This window comes from Mesorhizobium sp. M0195 (genome assembly GCF_040322115.1).
Lineage (GTDB): Bacteria > Pseudomonadota > Alphaproteobacteria > Rhizobiales > Rhizobiaceae > Mesorhizobium.
On sequence record NZ_JAMYSV010000018.1, the window covers coordinates 29,894 to 48,713 of the forward strand.

Annotated in this window: 23 protein-coding genes and 1 pseudogene; 3 read left to right on the top strand and 21 right to left on the bottom strand. The window is 60.4% G+C overall.

The features are described from left to right. Window positions 1–55 precede the first annotated feature (55 nt). The 9 genes from NKJ12_RS25670 to NKJ12_RS25710 form a co-directional block, all read right to left on the bottom strand. A complete protein-coding gene (locus NKJ12_RS25670; protein WP_352705892.1) occupies window positions 56–619 on the bottom strand; it encodes a peroxidase-related enzyme in 564 nt (187 codons plus the stop codon). Next, window positions 616–1,098 carry a CMD domain-containing protein gene (locus NKJ12_RS25675; protein ID WP_352705894.1) on the bottom strand — a complete coding sequence of 161 codons (483 nt, stop codon included), beginning with the start codon at window positions 1,096–1,098 and terminating at the stop codon, window positions 616–618. The genes NKJ12_RS25670 and NKJ12_RS25675 overlap by 4 nt, the downstream gene beginning before the upstream one ends. Next, window positions 1,095–2,564: an NAD(P)-binding domain-containing protein gene (locus tag NKJ12_RS25680; protein ID WP_352705896.1), complete on the bottom strand. Its 1,470-nt coding sequence runs from the start codon at window positions 2,562–2,564 to the stop codon at window positions 1,095–1,097. The genes NKJ12_RS25675 and NKJ12_RS25680 overlap by 4 nt, the downstream gene beginning before the upstream one ends. Continuing rightward, window positions 2,561–3,532, bottom strand: a complete 972-nt coding sequence (locus NKJ12_RS25685; RefSeq protein WP_352705898.1) for a LysR family transcriptional regulator — start codon at window positions 3,530–3,532, stop codon at window positions 2,561–2,563. The genes NKJ12_RS25680 and NKJ12_RS25685 overlap by 4 nt, the downstream gene beginning before the upstream one ends. Window positions 3,533–4,471: 939 nt before the next feature. Beyond that, on the bottom strand, window positions 4,472–4,810 hold the full coding sequence (locus NKJ12_RS25690; RefSeq protein ID WP_352705901.1) for a YnfA family protein: 339 nt from the start codon (window positions 4,808–4,810) through the stop codon (window positions 4,472–4,474). A 14-nt stretch (window positions 4,811–4,824) separates the two neighbouring features. Next, on the bottom strand, window positions 4,825–5,532 hold the full coding sequence (locus tag NKJ12_RS25695; RefSeq protein ID WP_352705903.1) for a cytochrome c biogenesis CcdA family protein: 708 nt from the start codon (window positions 5,530–5,532) through the stop codon (window positions 4,825–4,827). 1 nt (window position 5,533) lies between these two features. Then, the gene (locus NKJ12_RS25700) at window positions 5,534–5,923 is read right to left on the bottom strand and encodes a thioredoxin family protein (protein WP_352705905.1); all 390 of its coding nucleotides are present in this window, start codon (window positions 5,921–5,923) and stop codon (window positions 5,534–5,536) included. A gap of 1 nt (window position 5,924) precedes the next feature. After that, complete coding sequence (locus NKJ12_RS25705; protein ID WP_352705908.1) at window positions 5,925–6,536, bottom strand: hypothetical protein; 612 nt, start codon at window positions 6,534–6,536, stop codon at window positions 5,925–5,927. Further along, a complete protein-coding gene (locus NKJ12_RS25710) occupies window positions 6,533–7,045 on the bottom strand; it encodes a hypothetical protein (RefSeq protein ID WP_352705910.1) in 513 nt (170 codons plus the stop codon). The genes NKJ12_RS25705 and NKJ12_RS25710 overlap by 4 nt, the downstream gene beginning before the upstream one ends. Window positions 7,046–7,171: 126 nt before the next feature. Between NKJ12_RS25710 and NKJ12_RS25715 the strand changes: the two genes are divergently transcribed. Then, window positions 7,172–7,618, top strand: coding sequence for a MerR family transcriptional regulator (locus NKJ12_RS25715; RefSeq protein ID WP_352705912.1), 447 nt, complete (start codon window positions 7,172–7,174; stop codon window positions 7,616–7,618). 25 nt (window positions 7,619–7,643) lie between these two features. On the opposite strand, the pseudogene NKJ12_RS25720 reads toward NKJ12_RS25715, so the two are convergent. The 5 genes and pseudogenes from NKJ12_RS25720 to NKJ12_RS25740 all read right to left on the bottom strand — a co-directional run. Further along, window positions 7,644–7,992: pseudogene (locus tag NKJ12_RS25720) on the bottom strand (TSUP family transporter); the annotation flags it as partial. Between the two features lie 90 nt (window positions 7,993–8,082). Next, window positions 8,083–8,766, bottom strand: a complete 684-nt coding sequence (gene merB / locus NKJ12_RS25725) for an organomercurial lyase (protein ID WP_352705914.1) — start codon at window positions 8,764–8,766, stop codon at window positions 8,083–8,085. A 71-nt stretch (window positions 8,767–8,837) separates the two neighbouring features. Further along, window positions 8,838–10,277 carry a mercury(II) reductase gene (merA, locus tag NKJ12_RS25730; RefSeq protein WP_352705916.1) on the bottom strand — a complete coding sequence of 480 codons (1,440 nt, stop codon included), beginning with the start codon at window positions 10,275–10,277 and terminating at the stop codon, window positions 8,838–8,840. Window positions 10,278–10,403: 126 nt separating this feature from the next. Continuing rightward, on the bottom strand, window positions 10,404–10,712 hold the full coding sequence (locus tag NKJ12_RS25735) for a heavy-metal-associated domain-containing protein (RefSeq protein ID WP_352705917.1): 309 nt from the start codon (window positions 10,710–10,712) through the stop codon (window positions 10,404–10,406). A 38-nt stretch (window positions 10,713–10,750) separates the two neighbouring features. Continuing rightward, the gene (locus tag NKJ12_RS25740; RefSeq protein ID WP_352705985.1) at window positions 10,751–11,119 is read right to left on the bottom strand and encodes a mercuric transporter MerT family protein; all 369 of its coding nucleotides are present in this window, start codon (window positions 11,117–11,119) and stop codon (window positions 10,751–10,753) included. A 136-nt stretch (window positions 11,120–11,255) separates the two neighbouring features. Between NKJ12_RS25740 and NKJ12_RS25745 the strand changes: the two genes are divergently transcribed. After that, window positions 11,256–11,726 carry a MerR family transcriptional regulator gene (locus NKJ12_RS25745; protein WP_352664876.1) on the top strand — a complete coding sequence of 157 codons (471 nt, stop codon included), beginning with the start codon at window positions 11,256–11,258 and terminating at the stop codon, window positions 11,724–11,726. 536 nt (window positions 11,727–12,262) lie between these two features. Here NKJ12_RS25745 and NKJ12_RS25750 read toward each other — a convergent pair. The 4 genes from NKJ12_RS25750 to NKJ12_RS25765 all read right to left on the bottom strand — a co-directional run bounded on the left by NKJ12_RS25750 (window position 12,263) and on the right by NKJ12_RS25765 (window position 13,820). Further along, window positions 12,263–12,589, bottom strand: a complete 327-nt coding sequence (locus NKJ12_RS25750) for a c-type cytochrome (protein ID WP_352705919.1) — start codon at window positions 12,587–12,589, stop codon at window positions 12,263–12,265. Continuing rightward, on the bottom strand, window positions 12,586–12,711 hold the full coding sequence (locus NKJ12_RS25755) for a hypothetical protein (protein ID WP_352705922.1): 126 nt from the start codon (window positions 12,709–12,711) through the stop codon (window positions 12,586–12,588). Before NKJ12_RS25755 ends, NKJ12_RS25750 begins: the two co-directional genes overlap by 4 nt. Before the next feature lie 58 nt (window positions 12,712–12,769). Further along, on the bottom strand, window positions 12,770–13,300 hold the full coding sequence (locus NKJ12_RS25760) for a hypothetical protein (RefSeq protein WP_352705924.1): 531 nt from the start codon (window positions 13,298–13,300) through the stop codon (window positions 12,770–12,772). A 175-nt stretch (window positions 13,301–13,475) separates the two neighbouring features. Further along, on the bottom strand, window positions 13,476–13,820 hold the full coding sequence (locus tag NKJ12_RS25765; RefSeq protein WP_352705926.1) for a BBE domain-containing protein: 345 nt from the start codon (window positions 13,818–13,820) through the stop codon (window positions 13,476–13,478). A 394-nt stretch (window positions 13,821–14,214) separates the two neighbouring features. On the opposite strand from NKJ12_RS25765, the gene NKJ12_RS25770 reads away from it, so the two are divergent. Further along, entirely contained in the window at window positions 14,215–15,390 is a 1,176-nt protein-coding gene (locus NKJ12_RS25770) for an ABC transporter ATP-binding protein (protein WP_352705928.1), read from the top strand. A 518-nt stretch (window positions 15,391–15,908) separates the two neighbouring features. On the opposite strand, the gene NKJ12_RS25775 is transcribed toward NKJ12_RS25770, so the two are convergent. The 3 genes from NKJ12_RS25775 to NKJ12_RS25785 form a co-directional block, all read right to left on the bottom strand. After that, window positions 15,909–16,946, bottom strand: a complete 1,038-nt coding sequence (locus NKJ12_RS25775; protein ID WP_352705930.1) for a phosphatidylglycerol lysyltransferase domain-containing protein — start codon at window positions 16,944–16,946, stop codon at window positions 15,909–15,911. Window positions 16,947–17,173: 227 nt separating this feature from the next. Then, window positions 17,174–17,896 (bottom strand): glycosyltransferase, encoded by a 723-nt coding sequence (locus NKJ12_RS25780; protein ID WP_352705933.1) that lies wholly within the window; start codon window positions 17,894–17,896, stop codon window positions 17,174–17,176. A 108-nt stretch (window positions 17,897–18,004) separates the two neighbouring features. After that, window positions 18,005–18,778, bottom strand: coding sequence for a glycosyltransferase family 2 protein (locus NKJ12_RS25785; protein WP_352688364.1), 774 nt, complete (start codon window positions 18,776–18,778; stop codon window positions 18,005–18,007). Window positions 18,779–18,820 lie beyond the last annotated feature (42 nt).

An 18,820-nucleotide genomic window follows, 5' to 3' on the forward strand; every position in this document is an offset into this window, starting at 1 on the left:
CTGGTTGGTGTCCTTCAGAGTGTGGGACGGAGTGCCTTGACCGCGTGCGTCATCATCACCCGCTCTCCGCATGGCCGAGAACGTGCATCAGCCGGTTTGCCCAGCCGAAGATCGATATGGCGTGGATCAGGTCGATGATCTCGCGGTCATCCATGCCGACTGATCGAAGCGCGGCGATATCGTCTGCTGTCGCTTCCGACGGTGCTGCCGACAGGCGGCGGGCAAAGCTGTAGATTGCCGCATCGCGTGGGCCGAGCGCTTCAGGTTTGTCGAGATACAGCGCGGTGACCACTTCGTCGCTCTTGGTCAGTTCCGCATGCCTGCGGGCGTGAACAACGGCACAGAATTTGCAGCCATTGACGATCGAGGCACCCAACGCGCCAAGTTCGCGGTCGGGACGGGCAAGCCCGCCCTCGACGTACATGATCGCGTTGAACAGAACCGTGCGGGCGAGATAGCTCTCTGGGTCATGCGCTAGGGTGCGCACATATTCCGAAACTTTCTTGGCCGAAGGCGTGACCTTCATCGCTTCAAGCTGTTCCGGCGTGGCCTCGGAAAGTTCGACCGGCGCGATGTACGGATGCCAATTCAATGGCTTTAGACGAACCGAGGAAATCATGTCGGCCTCATCAGGCGCAAGCCGGTCGCCACCCGTGTCTGGAAATTGACAAAAGCGATCAGCTCGGAGAGCGCGACGATCTGAGGATTGTTCAATCCAGCCTTGGCGAGAAGTGCGATATGACTCGCTTCCGCCTTTTTCGGCGTCAGGGTGATCAGGTCAACATGACGGACGATGGTCGCCAGGGATTCATTCAAATCTGTTTCTCCCTGGGCTAAGGCCAGAAGCTGCTCAGTCGGACCAAGCTGAGCCAGTTGCACATCATATTCGGCCATCAGGACCGGATCGGCGTTGAGGGCCGCCATGCGACGAGCCAGGGCAACCCTTAAATTCGGCGCCAGCCCCCGATCGTTTGCCGGTTGCAGGACCGAGAGGCGACATTCTTCCGCCCCTCGCACGAATTCGGGCCGAAACCGCCTTGCGGCGAAAAGGGCATCATCAGGTGAAAGACCGGCGGCCTTGTCCATCGCGTCGATCACAACGCGGCCTCCTTCTGCAGCAAGGGTGTTGAATCCACCCACTCATCGCCCAGAAGTTCCGGGGTGTCGTAGGCAATGAGATTGGCGAAGTGGGTTTCGACGTCTTCGGCAAACAGCGATGCGGCAATGCCGCGGACCAGGCGGTCGGCGCCGGCACTGACGGCCGGGATATCGCCGGAGACCTTGCCGTGGGTCAGCATGGCGGCGTCATTGAAGCAGTGGATATGCGCCAGCATTGGGCAGGAGCCGGGGACGCGTTCGCGAAACTCGAAGGCCGGACCGAGATCCGGCGCGTCCGACATGCCGGCACGAGCCGGCCCCATATCCGGCCTATATCGGCCATCCGACCAGGTACGGATATGTCGGGCGATCGCCGCAAATTCCGGGCGGCCGCTGAAGTCATTCGAAAAGCCGGTTGCCGCGATCAGGAAGTCGTAGCGCATCGGCCCCTGCGTGGTTTCCACCAGCAGGGTCCCTGCCTCTTCCTTCACCGCAACTATGCCGCAGTCGAGAAGGAACCGAGCATTCGAGTGGCGAGACACGCGAAGCGTCGACGAGCGCGGCGGCGGCGTCTGGGTCGAGGCAGTGTAGTCGAAGAACTTCCACTTCCAGGCATCGGGTAGGTGATAGATGCCGTGTACAACGCCTTGGCTGCCGATGCCGGTCAGCTTGTTGATGCGGGGCATTTCCTTGCGGCGGATCAACATGTCCACCGAGCCGGCGCCAGCCTCGAGCGCCGTCGCGGCATTGTCCATGGAAGAGGCACCGGCGCCGATGACAGCGACACGCTTACCTTTCAGCGCGTCGAAATCGATGTCGTCGGCAGAATGGGCCCAATAGGCGCGATCGATACCCTTGAGAAAATCGGGCACGGCAAAACCGCCGAGACCAGACCGGCCTGTGGCCAAAACGAGATGACGAGTGAGAACCCGGCCGGTTTCCGCGCCCTCGATATCGATCGCAATCAGATCTCCAACGGGTGCGAGTCCGGTCATGCGCACACTGTTGCGCACTGGCAGAGCAAGGATTTTGCGATACCAGACAAGGTAGTCCATCCACTGGCCCCTGGGGATCTTGTCCAGCGACTGCCAGGCTTCGACGCCCCATTGTGCCGTGAACCAGGCGCGGAACGTGAGCTGCGGCAGGCCGAGCGACGGACCGTGCAGGGTCTTCGGCGACCGGAGCGTTTGCATGCGGGCAAACGTTACCCACGGCCCTTCGAGCCCTGCCGGAGCCGCGTCATAGGCGACGACATTGGTTATCCCCGTCAGCACCAGCTTTGCCGTGGCAGCAAGTCCACACATGCCGGCGCCGATCACCACGACGTCACGGACAGGAACACCATCGTGCGAACGCGCGGGGACCCATGGTTTGGCAGGCAGTTCGAGGAAGTCGAGATCCTGCGCCAGCTGTGCTTCGAGCGCGGCAAGACCTGTCAAAATTGGCGCGGTGGGGGTATGCTTCATATTCCCGTTCCGTGATTTGTGCCGGATGCAGGATCGGTCACCAATTGGCCGGCCAAGGCCGGATCAAGTTTCTTGAAGCCGACGATCGATCGTTCAGCCACCGCTTCGACCGCCTCCATCAACGCCTGTGCGACTGGGCGAAGGGGACGTTTTGCGGCAGCCACAACGCCCCAATAAAAGAGAACGGTTACGTCGATCGGGCGAATGACGACCCCAGGCAGGGCCACGCCATAGGCCGTGAGGGGATCGATGACGGCCGCGACACCAGTATGGCGCACGATCTGCAACGCGCCATAGGCAGTGTTGGTCCGGATCACTGGGCCGGTGTCTATCCCCCGGGCAGCCAGTGCCTTGGCGACATGCAACTGGAAACGCAGCGGATTGAGCAAGGTAGCGACGCGACGACCGGCAAAAGCCGAAAGCGGTATGACATCAAGTTCAGCCAGCGGATCGTCCTCCCGCACGGCAGCAACATCAGGTGCCGAATAGAGCCGCAGGACATCCAAACCGGGCGTATCGAGCGGCAGGCTTGAAAACCCGATCTCGGCACGTCCGCTGCGCACTTCCTGGGCGACGATCGAGGGAAGAAACTGCCCGAGATGCGTCTCGTGCGGAAGCTCGACACCCTTGAGTTCAGCCATCGCCGTCGGGATCAAGCCAGTACCGATCGCTGACGTCGTGACGATCTGCAGGATCCGCCCCCTGCCGGCGGCGATCATCTTGGCCCGCGCTGCGAGTTCAGTGAAGGACATCAGCAGGCGCCGCGCTTCCTCCTCGAAGGCGACACCCTCTTCAGACAACTGCACCCGTCGACCGACCCGGTGCAGCAATTCGAAGCCAAGCTCGGCCTCGAGATCCTGAATGGTGCGTGTCACCGCGGGTTGGGAACGCCCGAGCATATCAGCCGCCTTGGTAATGCTGCCACTGGCAGCAACCGCAAGGAAGGTCTGAAGATCCCGGGTTTCCATCTTCGCCTACATACATATTCCGTATGATTAGCATCATCTCATCCATTTTTGACATATGTCAAGAAACGATTATTCAAAGGGGATGCGTTTCGACGAGAGCTGGTGATCGTGGCCGCATCCATAAGACGGGGTAGTCGAGCCGATGCTGGCAAGCTCAAAGGGTTCTGGCCGCTATCCCCATTCGTCAGGGCGCTGCTCGGCGCGACGCCGTGATCGTTACGCATCGTGGCGATGAGGCTGTCTGTGATTGAAATTGACCGCGAGGCGATGGCAAGCGGTGTCTCGGAAGCCCACCAATGGGCGCGCGGAAATGACCGATCATGCGATCGCAGGGCTTCCTAGGGCTTCTGCGAAAAAACCCGGCGGAATAACTGTTCTTGCCCATCAGATCGTGATGGTCACATTCTTACCGATGGGGGACCAACGGACATCTGATCGGTTATGCCGATCGGTGATGATACGGTCTTGAAAATTCGGCTGCGGCGATACTAATCGGGCACCGCCTTGGGCATATCACCGCCAGATACTGCGGTAATATACGGACCCTCTCGGGCTTCTCATTCCCAGAAGGAGTATTTCCCAAGTACGGCTCGATATACGAAGCCCGCCGATTATGTTCCACATCGAGAGTCTCCTCAGATATGTCAAACGAGAGTGCGATTCGAGTGTCGGCCACGGCCCTTTTTGACTGAGCATCGCCACAGCGCCGGTGACCACGGCGGCAAGCCCGAACAGAACAGGGACGCGACAAAAGTCAGGAAGACTGGGTCGTTGGACGGAATGGGGGATGCCCATCATGATTGTTGTAGTTTCGCTTTCCATGCGATCTGGCCATTCGACGCAGGATTTCAATGCAACAGGCACATGTCGCTATTGAATCCAGTATATCACAAACTGCTATCTGGCGACCAATGACTCGGGCCTGGCGTGCTATCGTGGTTAGGCGCCGCGCGGCGCGAACAGGATGACACCTGCAGCAAGAATGGCGATCGCGCCGCCAGTCAGGTCCCATGTGTCCGGCCGATGTCCTTCGGCCAGCCACAGCCAGAGCAGCGACGCCACGACGTAGATGCCGCCATAGGCGGCGTAGGCTCGACCCGCATAGTCACTCGGCACCAGCGTCAGCAAATAGGCGAACAGCACCAGAGAAGCCACACCCGGCACCAGCCACAGGATTGATTTTCCCTGCCGCAGCCACGCCCAAAAAGCAAAGCAGCCGGCGATCTCGGACAAGGCGGCGGCTGCGAACGTCAGGAAGGTACTGAACAAAACAGGCATGCCGGCCGAACTTGTCATATGCGCGTGGTGATGGCCACAAGCCAGTCCGGCAGAGCTCGTTCGAGGCCGATTTGTATCGTACGGTCGAAGCCGGACAGGGTCATGACACCGGCGACGACAAGCAGCGCGCCGAGAACCATTTTGATGCCGCTGGACGCGCCAAGCATCCGACCCCGCCAGCGGAGCAACGCTTCGCGAGACATCAAAGCGAGAGCCAGCAGCGGCAATGATGTGCCGATGCCGAATGCCAGCATGGTCAGCACCACCATGCCGAGATTTTCACCACGTGCGGCCATGATAGACGCCGCTCCGAGAGTTGGGCCGACGCAAGGCGTCCATACAGCGCCGAGCAAAATCCCGACGCCGAATTGACCAGAAATACCGGAGGTCGAGAAGCCACCGTAGCGGCTTTGCGTCCAGTTGCTGACCGGGCCGGCGGCCGTAGCAAATTGCGTCTGGAAACGCGGTATGAGCAGTACGGCGCCGACCAGTATCAGCAGTACGGCGGCAGCCGAGCGAAACACCGTCATGTCGACGCCGATTGATAAGCCGATGGTGGCAACGAACACGCCTATAGCGGTGAAAGATACAGCGACGCCTGCCGCCAGGGCGAGCGGTGCCAACCGATGTTCAGCCACCGCGCCGGTTAGAACGACTGGGAGCAAAGGCAGCACACAGGGCGAGAGGATCGACAGAACACCGGCAAGCAGGGCAAGCAGCATATTACAGCGCCTCGCGCAGCAGCGTTTCGATGACGGCCGAGTCCGTTTGACCGGTCTGGCGGTCAACCTCCTTGCCGCCTTTGTAGACGATCATGGTGCTTTGCATCTGGACACGGTAGCGGGCCAAAATCTCCTTTTGCGAATCGAAGTCGACATCGAACTTCTTCATGTTCTTGAAGTCCGGCGAGGCCAACAGCGCCGCCACGATCGGCTTTTGCGCCTGACAGGTTTCACACCACGGTGCCGTGACGTGGATCATCACAGGGCCGCCCGCCTTGAGCGCTTCGTCGAAGCCGGGAATGGTTTCGTCCCCGTTGTGGGCGAACGCCGGGCCGACAGCGGCAGCGATACCGGCAGTAGCCGAGAGCATCAGAAAGTGACGGCGTTGCATACTATGCAGTCTCCTTGAGGTTGGATGCAGCGAGTTCGGGGGCAAAGTGGTCGAACAAGAGGTCGGCCGCTTCGGCCGCTTGCTGTGGCGCGGTGATGGTGAGGACAACTCCGCGAGAATTGTTCTTCAGGTCAAATGTCAGGAATGCGCAGCAAGTTTGCTCCTTGCGCATCAAATCAGTGACCTCTTCCAGTGCTTCCGGCCCATAGGTGAGTTCGAGTGACAGCGGCGTGCGATCGGCGTTGCGCAATGACCGGCGCGCCAAGGCACGGATGCCGCCGACACGCTCCTTGAAGTCGGACGCGCCAAGGGTGCAGGCGATCGACAACGCATCGTTCTCGGCCGCGGAGGCGCAAGACGGGCCGCAGCCGCACTCGCCTTGCGCCATCAATGATTGAAACGTGGCGTTGGGCGCGGCCTTCCGGCGCGAGAGAAGATAAAGCCCGCCGGCGGCGACAACCACCAAAGCCAGGCCAAGCTGGCCGACCGATGCCAAGCCGACACCGCCGGCCGCGATGGCGGCGATAATCGGCGGCGCAATCAAGGGCGCACAGCAGGCCGCACAGGCTATCAGAATAAGGCCGGCGCCTGTGGTCGTCTTGTCAATGTTCATTGCGTATTTCTCCCTGTTGCCGGGCCGGCGTGGGTGGAAGCGGCCTGCCAGGCCAACACGGCCAGGATGACGACCGCAGCGTGAGCGAGGGCTGTCAGTGCTGCCACGCTCGCCACGCTTGCGTTGGCCCGAGCGAGCTGCAAGGAGACCTCGCGGCCATCGAGAATTGCCGCAGCACCCGCCAGCAGAATGGCAAGCAAGAGGGTCGCTTTGCCAAGTCTCAGAACGGCGACGGCGAGCAGGATGGAAACGCCGACGAACCCCCATACCAGCCAAGGGGTTTCGAGGTTGATGCCAAGGACCGTTGGCTCGGCGTGACTGCCGGGTTCGCCGACCTCGGCGCCGTCACCACCTTGTTTCGCAGTAGAACTCTCGGCCGCTTCATCATGGCCGCCCTGTTCCTGAGCCCCGGCTGCTTCGTCGTGCGCGTCCATGCTGGCGAGCTCCCGATGCCCGCTCCCTTCCATCAAGACGGCGACGGCGAAGAGAAGCGCCGAGATCGCCAGCATCGCCGACGTCCAACGGATGAGGGCGATACGATTTGCAAAAAAAACCATCAGCAAAATCTTCCTTTCGCATCAGTATGAAGATAGCGTACTCCTTCAAGTAACTTGAGGTTCAAGGAGTATCTTGCAATGAACCTTCACATCCGCGTGTTCACGATCGGCACGCTCGCCAAGGCCACCGGCGTCACAACGCCGACCATCCGCTACTACGAGGAGATCGGTTTGCTACCTCCCGCGCCACGCACGGCAGGAGGTCAGCGTACCTATGACGAAGACGATTTGGGCCGGCTGACGTTCATCAAGCAATGCCGAGACTTCGGCTTCGGTATCGATCAGGTGCGCGTACTGCTGGAGCTATCGATCAGCACCGACCGCGATTGCGCGGAAACGCGCGACATTGCACAGGTGCATCTTGACGAGGTACGCCAGAAGCTCGCCGAACTGCGCTTGCTCGAACGTCGCCTGGAGAGCTTTGTGACCCGTTGCAATGTCGCCTGTGCCGGCGGTCCCGGTCAGGATTGTGTGATTTTCAAGGATATGGCGGCGCCAGCCACAGCCGGCGGCTGCTGCGGTTGATGATCCAGGCATCCACGGAAACCGGTTAGCCGTGCTTCCAAATCTTCACGGCCGAAATCACCAGGATCGCTGCAAGGTCCGGCAGCAGGAATGGGCTCCGCACAACGTCAAGCAGCAGACCGCCGATGACGTGCCGACGATGGAGCCGGCCGCCATGACGAGCAAGAAGGTCTTGTTGCGGCAGAGGATGGAAAAGCTCTGGTCCCGACTATAGCGGGTGAACCCCACCAGCATGGTCGGCAGACTAACCGCGAGGGACAGGCTCCCAGCAGTTGGATACCGGCGCCGAACAGCAGCACCAAGGTGGGGATGAGAAGTCCGCCTCCTGCCACGCCAAGCAGAGACGCCACTACGCCGATAGCAAGGGCGGCAAGAGGATGCAGCGCCTCTGTCTCTGTCGAAATCACCAAACAACGGCACAGGCAGGGGAGGTGCTGTGCCGCGGTCGCAGTCGCCGCCGCACCTTACGTCAGTCGCGCCAGCTCCGGCCCGAAGTTTCTGGTGTTGAACCGCTTTGCCAGGGCGAAGGCGTCGTCGAGAGAATACAGAAATGTACCTGGGCGACTGGCGACCCAGCGTTCACCGGATGAGCGCGACGCGAAAAAGAAGATGAAGTGGCAAAACTTCGCCATCACATTGGCGGCGGACGTGCCGAAGACGTCCGCATCGGGCAGAACAAAGGAGACAACGGCTTTGTAGGGCTCGACGGATTCGATCCTGTCTGGCGTCACAACAAGCCGCACAACCTCGCCGCTTTCCGGATCGGGCGACATGACCCGCGCCGGGCGGCCGAGGATTTCGGGAATGAACAGACTGTCCCAGGCACACCACGTCGATAGAGTGCGACCGTCTACCTCGAAGGAATGATGCATCGGCGCTGTCGCCAGCCCGCCAAAGCCGAGTACGCGCCCCCGATCGTCAAAGTAGGCGAAAGGCTTGATCGAGTCTCGTTGGAGGAGCGCATAGGCCTCCGCGGTAGAGATCCCGAGCGCCCGGCCCAACTGCGCGGTATCGACCGCGCGACCCTTTGCAAGTTCGCGGTATAACGCGACTGCGGCGTGCTGTTCCTCTGGCGAGAAGTGCCGCAGATGGGGTTCCAAGCCCTGCCAGTACTCCTCCACCGTGGGGACCTTCGGCGTCACTGTCATGGTTCTTTCCGCTCGGCACTTGTGTGGGGATTCTAAATTCATTGCCTGATCTTTGCGAAGGCGTGTTCCCTTTATCCGGCGCAGCAGGACAGTTTCTTCACGTCCCTGTCGAACGCCTGCGCCGCGAGCTTCAGCCCCTCGACGGTAGTGAGGTAAGGGAAGATCGTTTCCGACAGGTCATCGATCGTAAGACCGCAGCGAATGGCCATTGCCGCCGTCTGGATGCTGTCGGCGCCCTCCGGCGCGAGAATATGCGCCCCCAGCAGCTTGCGGGTCGTCCCATCCGCGACGAGCTTGATCAGCCCTCTTGTATCGCGGGCCGCAAGCGCGCGCGGCACATTGTCAAGCGAGAGCACCGAGGTTCGCACAACGTGCCCGGCACCCCGGGCTTGCGCCTCGGTCAATCCGACGCTCGCAACCTGTGGATCGGTAAAAACCACGGCCGGCATCGCGGCGTTGTCATAGCGCAGGCTGTTGCTGTTCAGGGCATTCCTGGCCGCAAGTTTCGCGCCATAAGCAGCCATGTAGACGAACTGATCTTTGCCCGTCACGTCGCCCACCGCGTAGACGCCTGTCTTCGAGGTGCGCATGCGATCGTCGACGACGATTGCGCCGGAAGATGTCTGCACGACGGCCGCCTCGGAAAGTCCGAGGCCTTCGGTGTTCGGCGTTCGCCCCGTGGCTACGAGGATCCGTTCGGCAGTCAATACCTCTGGACGGCCGTTCCGGAGAATGGCGAGCGCCACTCCACCATCTTCGGTTTTGCGGATGGAATCATAGGTCAAGCCACCTATCACCGCGATGCCTTCATCCGCCAGATAGCCCGCGAGCGCCTGCCCGATCTCGGGCTCAGCCTCCGGCAGAAGGCGGCTGCGGAAGACAAGCGTCACCGCGACGCCAGCGCGTGCGAAGGTTTGGGCGAGTTCGGCCCCGATATAGCCGCCGCCGATGACAATCATAGTACGCGGCAGTCGGGTCAGGGCGAGCGCGGTTGTGCTGTCGAGGGACGGCACATCGGCGATCCCCGGAATCGACGGCAGCGCCGGGCGAGCGCCCGTCGCAATAATGATGCGCTCCGAGGCGAGGCGCTGCCCATCCACGTCGACGCCGCCGTGGACGAGCCTCGCCCGGCCCTCCCGGTAGACCACGTTGTTGTATTCCGGCAGGATGTCAGCGTATTTCGCCTGGCGCAGTCCTGCAACCAAAGCGTCCTTCTGGGCGACCTGCGCGGCCCAATCGACCACACGGGCGCCGCCTTCAATGCCAGCGAACCGGACCGGAGCGGCATTGGCGTGATGCACGGCTTCCGTGGCGCGGATCAGCGTTTTCGAGGGAACGCAGCCGACATTGACGCAGGTGCCGCCGATCGTACCGTGCCCGACGAGAGCCACTTGCGCACCCTGTTCTGCGGCCGTGATCGCGGCCGAGAAGCCAGCCGAGCCGGCGCCGACGACCACAAGGTCGTAACGGCCGTTTCCGTTGTTTGCGCTTGGCATGCAGCAGTCGCTCATGACTTCAACTTTCGTGAGTTATTGCCCGCCTCGCAGCAATCAGCGGCGGATGGAGAGGTGGAACGGTTGCGTCGATGGAGCCTGGCCCTGAGACATCGAAGCCACTTGGCGATCGACTGCAGCACGTCAGCCGTTCGTCTTTTTCGAAATGTCGGCCGGGTAACCCTGATCGGTGGTGGCCTTGATCAGCGCCTGGGGCGAGGTCTGCCCGTCGTCATACGTTACCGCAGCTGTTACGTCGGCCATTCCATCTGGCTGGCTGACCGAAACCGAGGACACCCCTTTTACATGCTCCAGCGTGCTCTTGACGATCGGACCGCACAACACGCAGCCGGCGTGGTGCACGTCGAGCGCGACCTTGGCCTCCGCTGCCTGAGCAGCGATCGGCGCGAACAACAGGCCAAGTCCGAAAACGGTGCCGAGGTAAGGTTTCATGGCTAGAATCCTTTCAGGTGAGGTCATGGTTAGGGTTCTCAGGAAACGAGGAAATATCGAACGGCGTAGGGGAAACCGACCGCCACGACGACCATTGCGCCTGCGGTCCAGAGGCCAATTTTCGCGATCCGATCCGAGCGCGGCGTGGCGCAGTAGCCGTCTGCGCAGGCGACCTTGGGCCTCCGGTAAACACGCCAGGCTCCGTAACCAATGAAGCCCAACGCAACCGCCGCGAAGATTGGCTGGTAGGGTTCAAGCGCGGTCAGATTGCCGATCCAAGCGCCACTGACACCAGCAAGGAACAGGCCGAACGGCACCACGCAGCAGCTTGCCGCGCCCAGCGCTGCCAGGATGCCGCCGACCGACAGCAGGGCCGCCCCATCAAAGCGGTTTCGCGTCGGTGCCATGTCCACGCTTGCCAGCACCGTTGCTTTGTCTCGAACTGTCATTGAAGCCGCTCCCGTAATTGGTCTATGGTGACCCTACTGTCTGTAGTGACTACAGGGTCAAGCGTGGACCGATCACGTGTTTGCGAGGGCAGCTATGAAGACGACCGAAGGGCTTTCCATTGGTGTTCTGTCAGAGCGCAGCGGCGTGAACATCGAGACGATCCGTTACTATGAGAAGATCGGCGTGATGCCGTCGCCCGCGCGCAGCGCCGGCGGCTACCGGGTCTACGGAACGGAACATGTGAGACGCCTGCATTTCGTCCGCCGAGGGCGGGAGCTTGGCTTCAGCCTCGATGAGCTGCGTGGCCTGCTTCATCTGGTCGATGGGCATACCTACACGTGCGGCGAGGTGCATGCGCTCACCGTCAAGCATCTCGCGGATATTCGTCAGAAGATCGCCGACCTGCGACGGCTGGAACGCGTGATGTCGGACATGGCTGCGCGATGCACGGCGGATCAGCTTCCGGAGTGTCCGATCATCGATGCTCTGTTCGAGATGCGGCCAGTACGCGGGCGAACGCTCAATCGCAGGTCTCGTGCCGTTAAAGGCGCCTCGCCAGCATAAATCATGCTGTGGCCTCCGCCGTACAGCCATCGTCTGGTAATTCCGCTAGCATCTGGCCATGTACGGAATACGACCTTTTTTCCTTACATCGGCATGGCCTGAGTAAAGACTGAAGTTAGTAGGCCAATATTCGTCGTAAAACCCTGTACGGAATACTAAAACGCATGTTCCGTTCGAACCTGGCGGCCATTTTATCGAAAGCCTGTGCCAGGCGCCCCGCCGTCTGACTAAAAGTCACACATGCTCCAACTGCCTACACGCAGCGCCAGACATATGAGCGTCCTATTCTTTGGGCCGATTGCGGAGTGGCAGCTTTCTGGCTTCGTAGACAGATATCAGACAGTTAGTACCAGGGTCGTGAACTGACCCTAAGTCACTCAAGGCAAGCGCGGCCGAAAATACGGATCCGTTCTGGGGCAAGGTCGTCATCAAGGTCAGATAGCAAATCTCTCCTCGTGGAAACGCAAGACGGCCAAGCTCTCTGTACTTGGGTCCGCTACCTGGGCCGGCCAGGGTCAGCGCCTCGGTTTATCGAGTCAATTCTCAGGCGACCGAAACCTCTCATGGCATCCGTTGCAGATTTTCCTGATCCGCTCGAAAGAAGCGGCGAGCGCGGGCTTGTCGCCGAGGGTCGCTGTCGCAACAAAAGTCTCGGTCGCGTTATGCAGCCCCTGCATTGCCTCGTGGAAAGCCTCCGGCTTTTCCCAAATTGCCGGCAAGGCATTGCTGTGACGATCGATGCTGCCGGGCGGAAACAAGGTCGTGGTTCGGTGGCAATTGTCGTGGAGAGCACCGGCATGCTGAACAATGGCCGCCGCATCGAACGGCGCCCTGCCCGCGAGCATCTCTCCGATGGCCTTCACTCGCGGCCCATGTTCTTCATCGCCGTCATGCGTTCGGCGATGATACCCGTCGCCCCCTTGTGTGCCAGCGCCGCACCCGCAATGAGCATGGCTGCTAACGCAATGGCCGCGAGCTTGAACATTCAAATCTCCCGTCCACGACGGGACCCGCCGCTGCGCTAAGCGGCAGGTCTTATTCGATTACTTGACCGGAATCATCAGGTGCGCATAGGGGGTGTCGGGGAACATGACATATGGCTGCGTCTGGTCCGGCTCGTGGGGATACAAGGCCATAATGTCCGGTGCGTTCATGACCATGACATGGGGACCGTCATGTAGCCATTCGGCCCCTTCCGCCGGCTTAGTTGCAAAGGGGTCGGTATTGCTGGCCGCATCGCCCCCCTTTAGCATGTAGGCGAAAGCGACCTTGCCTTTCGGCGGCTCGCTCTTTGACATGATCGCGTGCATCCACGCCATCCCGTTCTCATCTGTGCACATCGGATCGTCGGCGGGAGTTCCAGGGTCGTCCGGGATGCATGTGAAGCCGTTCGTGCCCTTTCTTATCGTCTTCATCTCCCAATTCACGACGGCGGCGTTTTTGCCGACAGCCTCCGGTGCTGCCGTAATCGCATTCTCAATCAACTGCTCATCGCTTTTATCAGCCGCAGGTGCGGGGAATGCCCAAGCGGCGGCGAGAGCTGCCAAAAACACGGGGCTTGAATGGATGCGCATTTCCTCCTCCTTAGCGAGCGCAGATTTTGCCGGCGCGTCGCAACGAGCACAGCTCCCGCTCTTTGGAGTTGGCTGCTGCCCTAGGATCTGGGCGCGCCGAAGACATAAGATACTCCTAATATTACGTTGGGTCACCTAGGGATGTGACGCCGGTCCGCCTGACGAGGGCCGCCCGTCAGGCGGCCGGCCGAATGTTTTGGTTCACCCTGAAGAGGTTGTTCGGGTCGTATGTCTTCTTCAGCGTAGCCAGGCGCTCGTAGTTGTCACCATAGGCCGCCTTGAGCCTTGCATCGCCCTCGTCATCCATCATGAAGTTCAGGTAGGCGCCACCCAGATCGAACGGATGCACCGCCTCCCAATAGGCCTTGGTCCAGCGCGTCACCGGCCCCGCTTTCTGTGGGTCCGGGTCGATCCCTGGGATAACCATCGACCAGGTCGTGCCCAGGAACCAAGGAAACTCGATGCTCGCAGCGGAGACGCAACAGCGCTTTATTGGCTCAACGCCGTCGGAGACGCGCAATTGATCGCAGACCACCAACCTGGCAACAGACGGCTGGGGTGGATACGGCGGCGATCCTCGTGGTCGAACTGGCAACTGGTAGCGGTAAACGGCCAGGCAAAAGACTGATCGGCGGGTCTATCGCAGGAACGAAAATGGAAGAGAAGCAGAACTTGCGTGTGCATTTTTTGCACACAACGTCGCATAACTATCTGATTTTACTTATCTATCTGCCCCATCCATCATCGGGGCCACGGCAACTTTGTGGCGTAACATATTCATTTTTCTAGTTTCTCTGTCTCAATCCGTCCGACACTCCGTTCGAATGACAGAGCAATTTGGCAAGAGATACAACACCTAACTAACGCGATATACGATTTTGCCGCCGCAACTGAAAGCAAATTGGCATGTCACAATGTCACTGTACGCACCAGTTAGATGCCTGCCGTGGAACGATGCACCGCCGGCGGCATACCAGTCAGCCAAGGCGAAGCGTGTGCGGGCGATCTGCCACGCGTTCGACATGCCGCCGCGCCGCCGCCTCGTCCGGCTTGCGCGACCGGATTGCATCCATGATTTCGGTCATTCGGCGATCGCCGGCTTTCAGGACCCGACTTCCGGCGATGTCTTGCTGGAAGGAAAATCACTGCTTGCAGTGCCTTCGCACAAGCGCAACATCGGCATGGTGTTCCAACGCTACACGCTGTTTCCGCATCTGACGGTGGCCGAAAACGTCGCTTTTCCGCTGCGGGTTCGCCGCCGGCCGGACGCCGAGGTGAAGAAAAAAAAGGTCGCCGACATGCTGGCCCTGGCGCGGCTCGAAAGCTTTGCCGGGCGCTTACCCGGTGCGCTGTCGGGCGGCCAGCAGCAGCGCGTCGCGCTGGCCCGGGCGCTGGCCTACGATCCTCCGATCCTGTTGATGGACGAGCCATTGTCGGCGCTCGACAAGAAGCTGCGCGAGGAAATCCAGGGCGAAATCCGCCGCATCCATCGCCAGAGCGGCATCACTATTCTCTACGTCACCCACGATCAGGAAGAGGCGCTGCATCTGTCGGACCGAATCGCCCTGTTCAAGGATGGCCGCATCGAGCAGACCGGCACCGGCGAGGATCTCTATCTCGGGCCGGCGACCGATTTCGTTGCCGGCTTCATCGGCAATTCGAATTTCCTCGCTGCCGAACATCTCGGCACCACCAACGGCACGACAACGATCCGCATGACAGACGGTTCGGTCATATCCGGCGTCAGGGCCAACGGCACGTTCGGCAAAGGCCAGAAGACCAGGCTGATGATCCGGCCCGAAGCCTTTAGCATGGAGCGGAGCCCGGCGAGCGCGGAACTGAATGTCGAGATCGTCGACATCGCATTTTACGGCGAGCGCCGGCGGATCGTCGCGCGCATCGCCGCTGGACAGGAGGTTGACATCAGGCCGACCTCCGCCGCCATGCAATCGCGTGTCGCCCTGCACCCGGCAGGTCTTTTTCGATCCGGCTGCTGCATTCCTGTTTCCGGCCTGACTAAGCCGCGATGGATCGCCGCCCTTCAACGCTTCGCAGCGATGGAAGCGTGCTTGGGAGCAAGCCGCGGTTAGGCCCATCATCAGCTTCGGTCGGCAAGCGCGCAACGTGATCGACGCTGCAGTCGGCTGATTGGATGGCGGGCGCAACTCCTGTATCCATTGACAGTCGTCATGCTCGGTTGGAAGATGAAGAAGGTCAGCGGCGATAGCCATACGGGAAGGCAATGGTCCAACCGCCAGATACCGGACACCATCCTGGCAGCGTCGTCGCGGTCATCGTCATTTGTTTGATCATCGTTGCTTTGTTCTTCATAGGCTTCAGATACTCAAGGCCGGGCCAGGGTACTCTCGTTATTCCTGGCGGTACGCAGCAGCAACCGTGAGTCCGCCCCATGGCGCCCGCTGATGTGGAGCCGTTCTCGGGCTGCCAAAAGTAGCCGGCGGGACTGGGGGACGCAGCAGAATGGTCCGGCGCTTCGCAGCCGGTCCTTTGCTTCCCGACACGGCTTTCCTTTCCCACCTAAACAACCAAGCCTGGCCGGCGTGGTATCGACCATGCTGGGAGATGACGAGCCCTCATCCACCAGGCACTAGACGGCCCTGATCAGCCGGAGCAAAGAAAGCGCTTCGAAAAAGGTCCCTTTGCGAAAGGCGAGATAGGTCGGCTCTTCGACACCATGGAACCGGCGCTTGAAGGCCGCCTGCCCCTGCAGGTTGAAGCGGGTGCGATTGACCCACGGCGATTCATAGGCACGCTGGAAGGCGCGCCGCCAGAAATCGCTTTCGGCAAACCCGCTAGGTCCGATTTCGACAAGCGGCGACAGGCCGAGGGTGACCACGGAAACACCTTCGTCGCGAAAGCGGTCGACCGCGAATTTGGTCAGGCCGATCTCGGCATGCGCCGAGGCATCGATGTGCTTGCGCTTGAACGAGGTGGTGTAGCCGATGACCTTGCCGTCGCTGAACAGCGGATCGAAATCCAGCAAGGCCACCAGTTCTCCATCCGGACCGTGCAGGACGAAACGGCGCATATCGACGCCAAGGTGATCGGCAAAAGGCCTGTTGAGAAACCTCATCTCCCAGCGCTTGACGATGCGGTCGGCCCGCCAATTCTGGGAGAGCCTGGCAATCTCGTCGAGGAAGACGGTCCCGTTGTCCTCCGCGAAGGAAAACCCCTTCCTCAAGAGCCAGCGTTCGGAATAACGCACTGTCTCATTGCGCTTTCCGGAAAAGTCGTGGCCGGGCAGGACAAGCCTGGTGTCGACGCCGAGGCGGTTGACCTGATAGCCAAGTCCGGCAAGCACGCGCGCCGTCTGTTCGCCGATCTGCACGAACCACGGGCTGCCGGCAACCTCGATGAAACGTTCGATATAGTCGCGCCGATCGGCCGGGGCAGCCATTGGATCGCCGAGCGCGAAGTGATGTCGCGTTTTGGTTCCGTAAGCGATGTAGCCCTGGGCATCGCCGAAGTAGTGAAGCCCCTTCTGCACGGCGGTCGAATAGGCAAGGGAAAAATCACCATGGCGACGGACCAGCGCCAGGCGCTCGACATGGTTCAGCCGCAGCCGCGGTATTTTAGGCCCGCGGTTTTCCAGGAAACGATCTAGGCGTCTTCGCAGTGACGACATGGTCGACTTTCGCGTGCCGGCTAGGCCGACGAAAGAGCTGACGGACCCCAAACCGATCATATTGCCGCGAGCTGATCCTTATCTCAGCGCGTCATGCTTCCCCAGCCGGAACCGCCAGATTCCTAGGCGCAATCTGCCCCGGTCCCGCCCCGAGGCGGCACCACGCGTTGTTGCCGACGCCGATGCCACTTCGGAAGCGCCCAGGTCACCTGCCAAACACAATGCTCTTATCGAACTGCGCTCTGAGAAGATTCTGCCTGATCGGAAGCCAGGAACTCGTCGCGTTCTGCTATCCACAAGTCGGCATAGTCGACATTCTGCCACTCGGCAAACCACGGGCCGCCGCTCGTATAGTGGACCGCCTTAGGTGTGCCGACAGCAGGCTTTTCGTTCCAGCCTTCGAGCCAATTCCACTCTACTGGCAATAAACCCAAATCTTTGTCGGCAACCCACTGCATTCGGTGAAGATAGGCGCCACTTTCCTGATTCACGACCTCTGGCGTGAGCGATTTGACCGAAGGATGCGCGCAATTGAACAGCATCAGCGACGACCAGTTTTTCCGAGGATAGGATGTCTGGACCACGCCATCCATCTTGGTTGTGGCCTTCGGCGTATAGTCATGCTGGACGCAATAGACCGCCTTGTCCGAGTCCGTATATTTCAGCAGGCCTGCGACGTCACCAAGCCACAGGAAATCGCAATCACAAAACAGGGCCCAACCCGTGTAGTCGGCGAGAAAAGGCGTGAGGAAGCGCGTGTAGGTGAACTCCGTCGAGGCGAGTGGATCTTTTTCCCGCCAATACAGCCTACGGGCACGCATCTCGTCTTGTTTGATCGGAATGACGGAGACAGGCGCCGACGCATGTTTGAGCAGCGAGTGTCGCGCGACGTCGTACGCGATCGGCTCACGGCTGTCCCATCCGATAAATACCCTAAACGCATCAGTCATATTCACTACCCTGGCTTTCGATTTTAACGGTCGTACACTAACTAGTTGGCGATGGCTCGGCAACAATTGCGGTCAACCGAGCCGGTTTCTCACAGATTTGTCCTGGCCTCAGCCTTGCTTTTCTGGGTGGACCTGGCCTCGCATTCCCAATGCGACACGCGCCCATTTCTGATAGGTGTAGCTGGCCGAATACGCGGCCACCATCGCACCAATGGAACCGTCCAGAAATCCCAGCCGGAAAATATAGCTGCGCACATAGGCCCAGACGGAACGCAAAACTGCCTTGCCTATCGAGCTTTTTTTGCCCTCGGCAAGCAGCTGCGCGGCGGATGCTTCTGCGTACCGGCCGATCTTGTCGTGGGCATCTGCCAGGTCGGTGATCGAGTCGTGCTCGATCGGCTGGGACAATCGCCCGACCTTTCCGTTCAGCACTACTTTCTCGTGCACGGTGTCGTCGCTGAAGCGCCCGGAGCGGCGACGGAAGAGCCTGAGCACCAGATCGGGCGACCAGCCACTATGGCGGACAATGTGCCCGCAAAAGCGCGATCTTCTCGGTATTTCGAAGCCGTCATAGGCTTTTGGGTCGGCGATTGCGGCCCTGATTTCCGTGCCGAGCGGCGCCTCCACCCACTCATCGGCATCCAGCGAGAGGATCCAATCCCCCGTTGCCGCGGCCAGCGCACGGTTTTTTTGCGCGCCGAAACCGGGCCAATCAAGGGTCATCAAAACCTTGGCCCCCAAGTCACCGGCAATCTCCCTGGTGCTGTCGCTGCTGTCATTGTCAAGAACGATGATTTCGTCTGCAAAATCCACCGAGCGAAGGCAGCGCGCGATGGACGCCTCCTCGTTGCGGGTGATGATAATGACCGAGAGCGCCGGCACGGTCAGAAGGTTCCGGCATCAAAGCTGCCACTGTCATTCGAA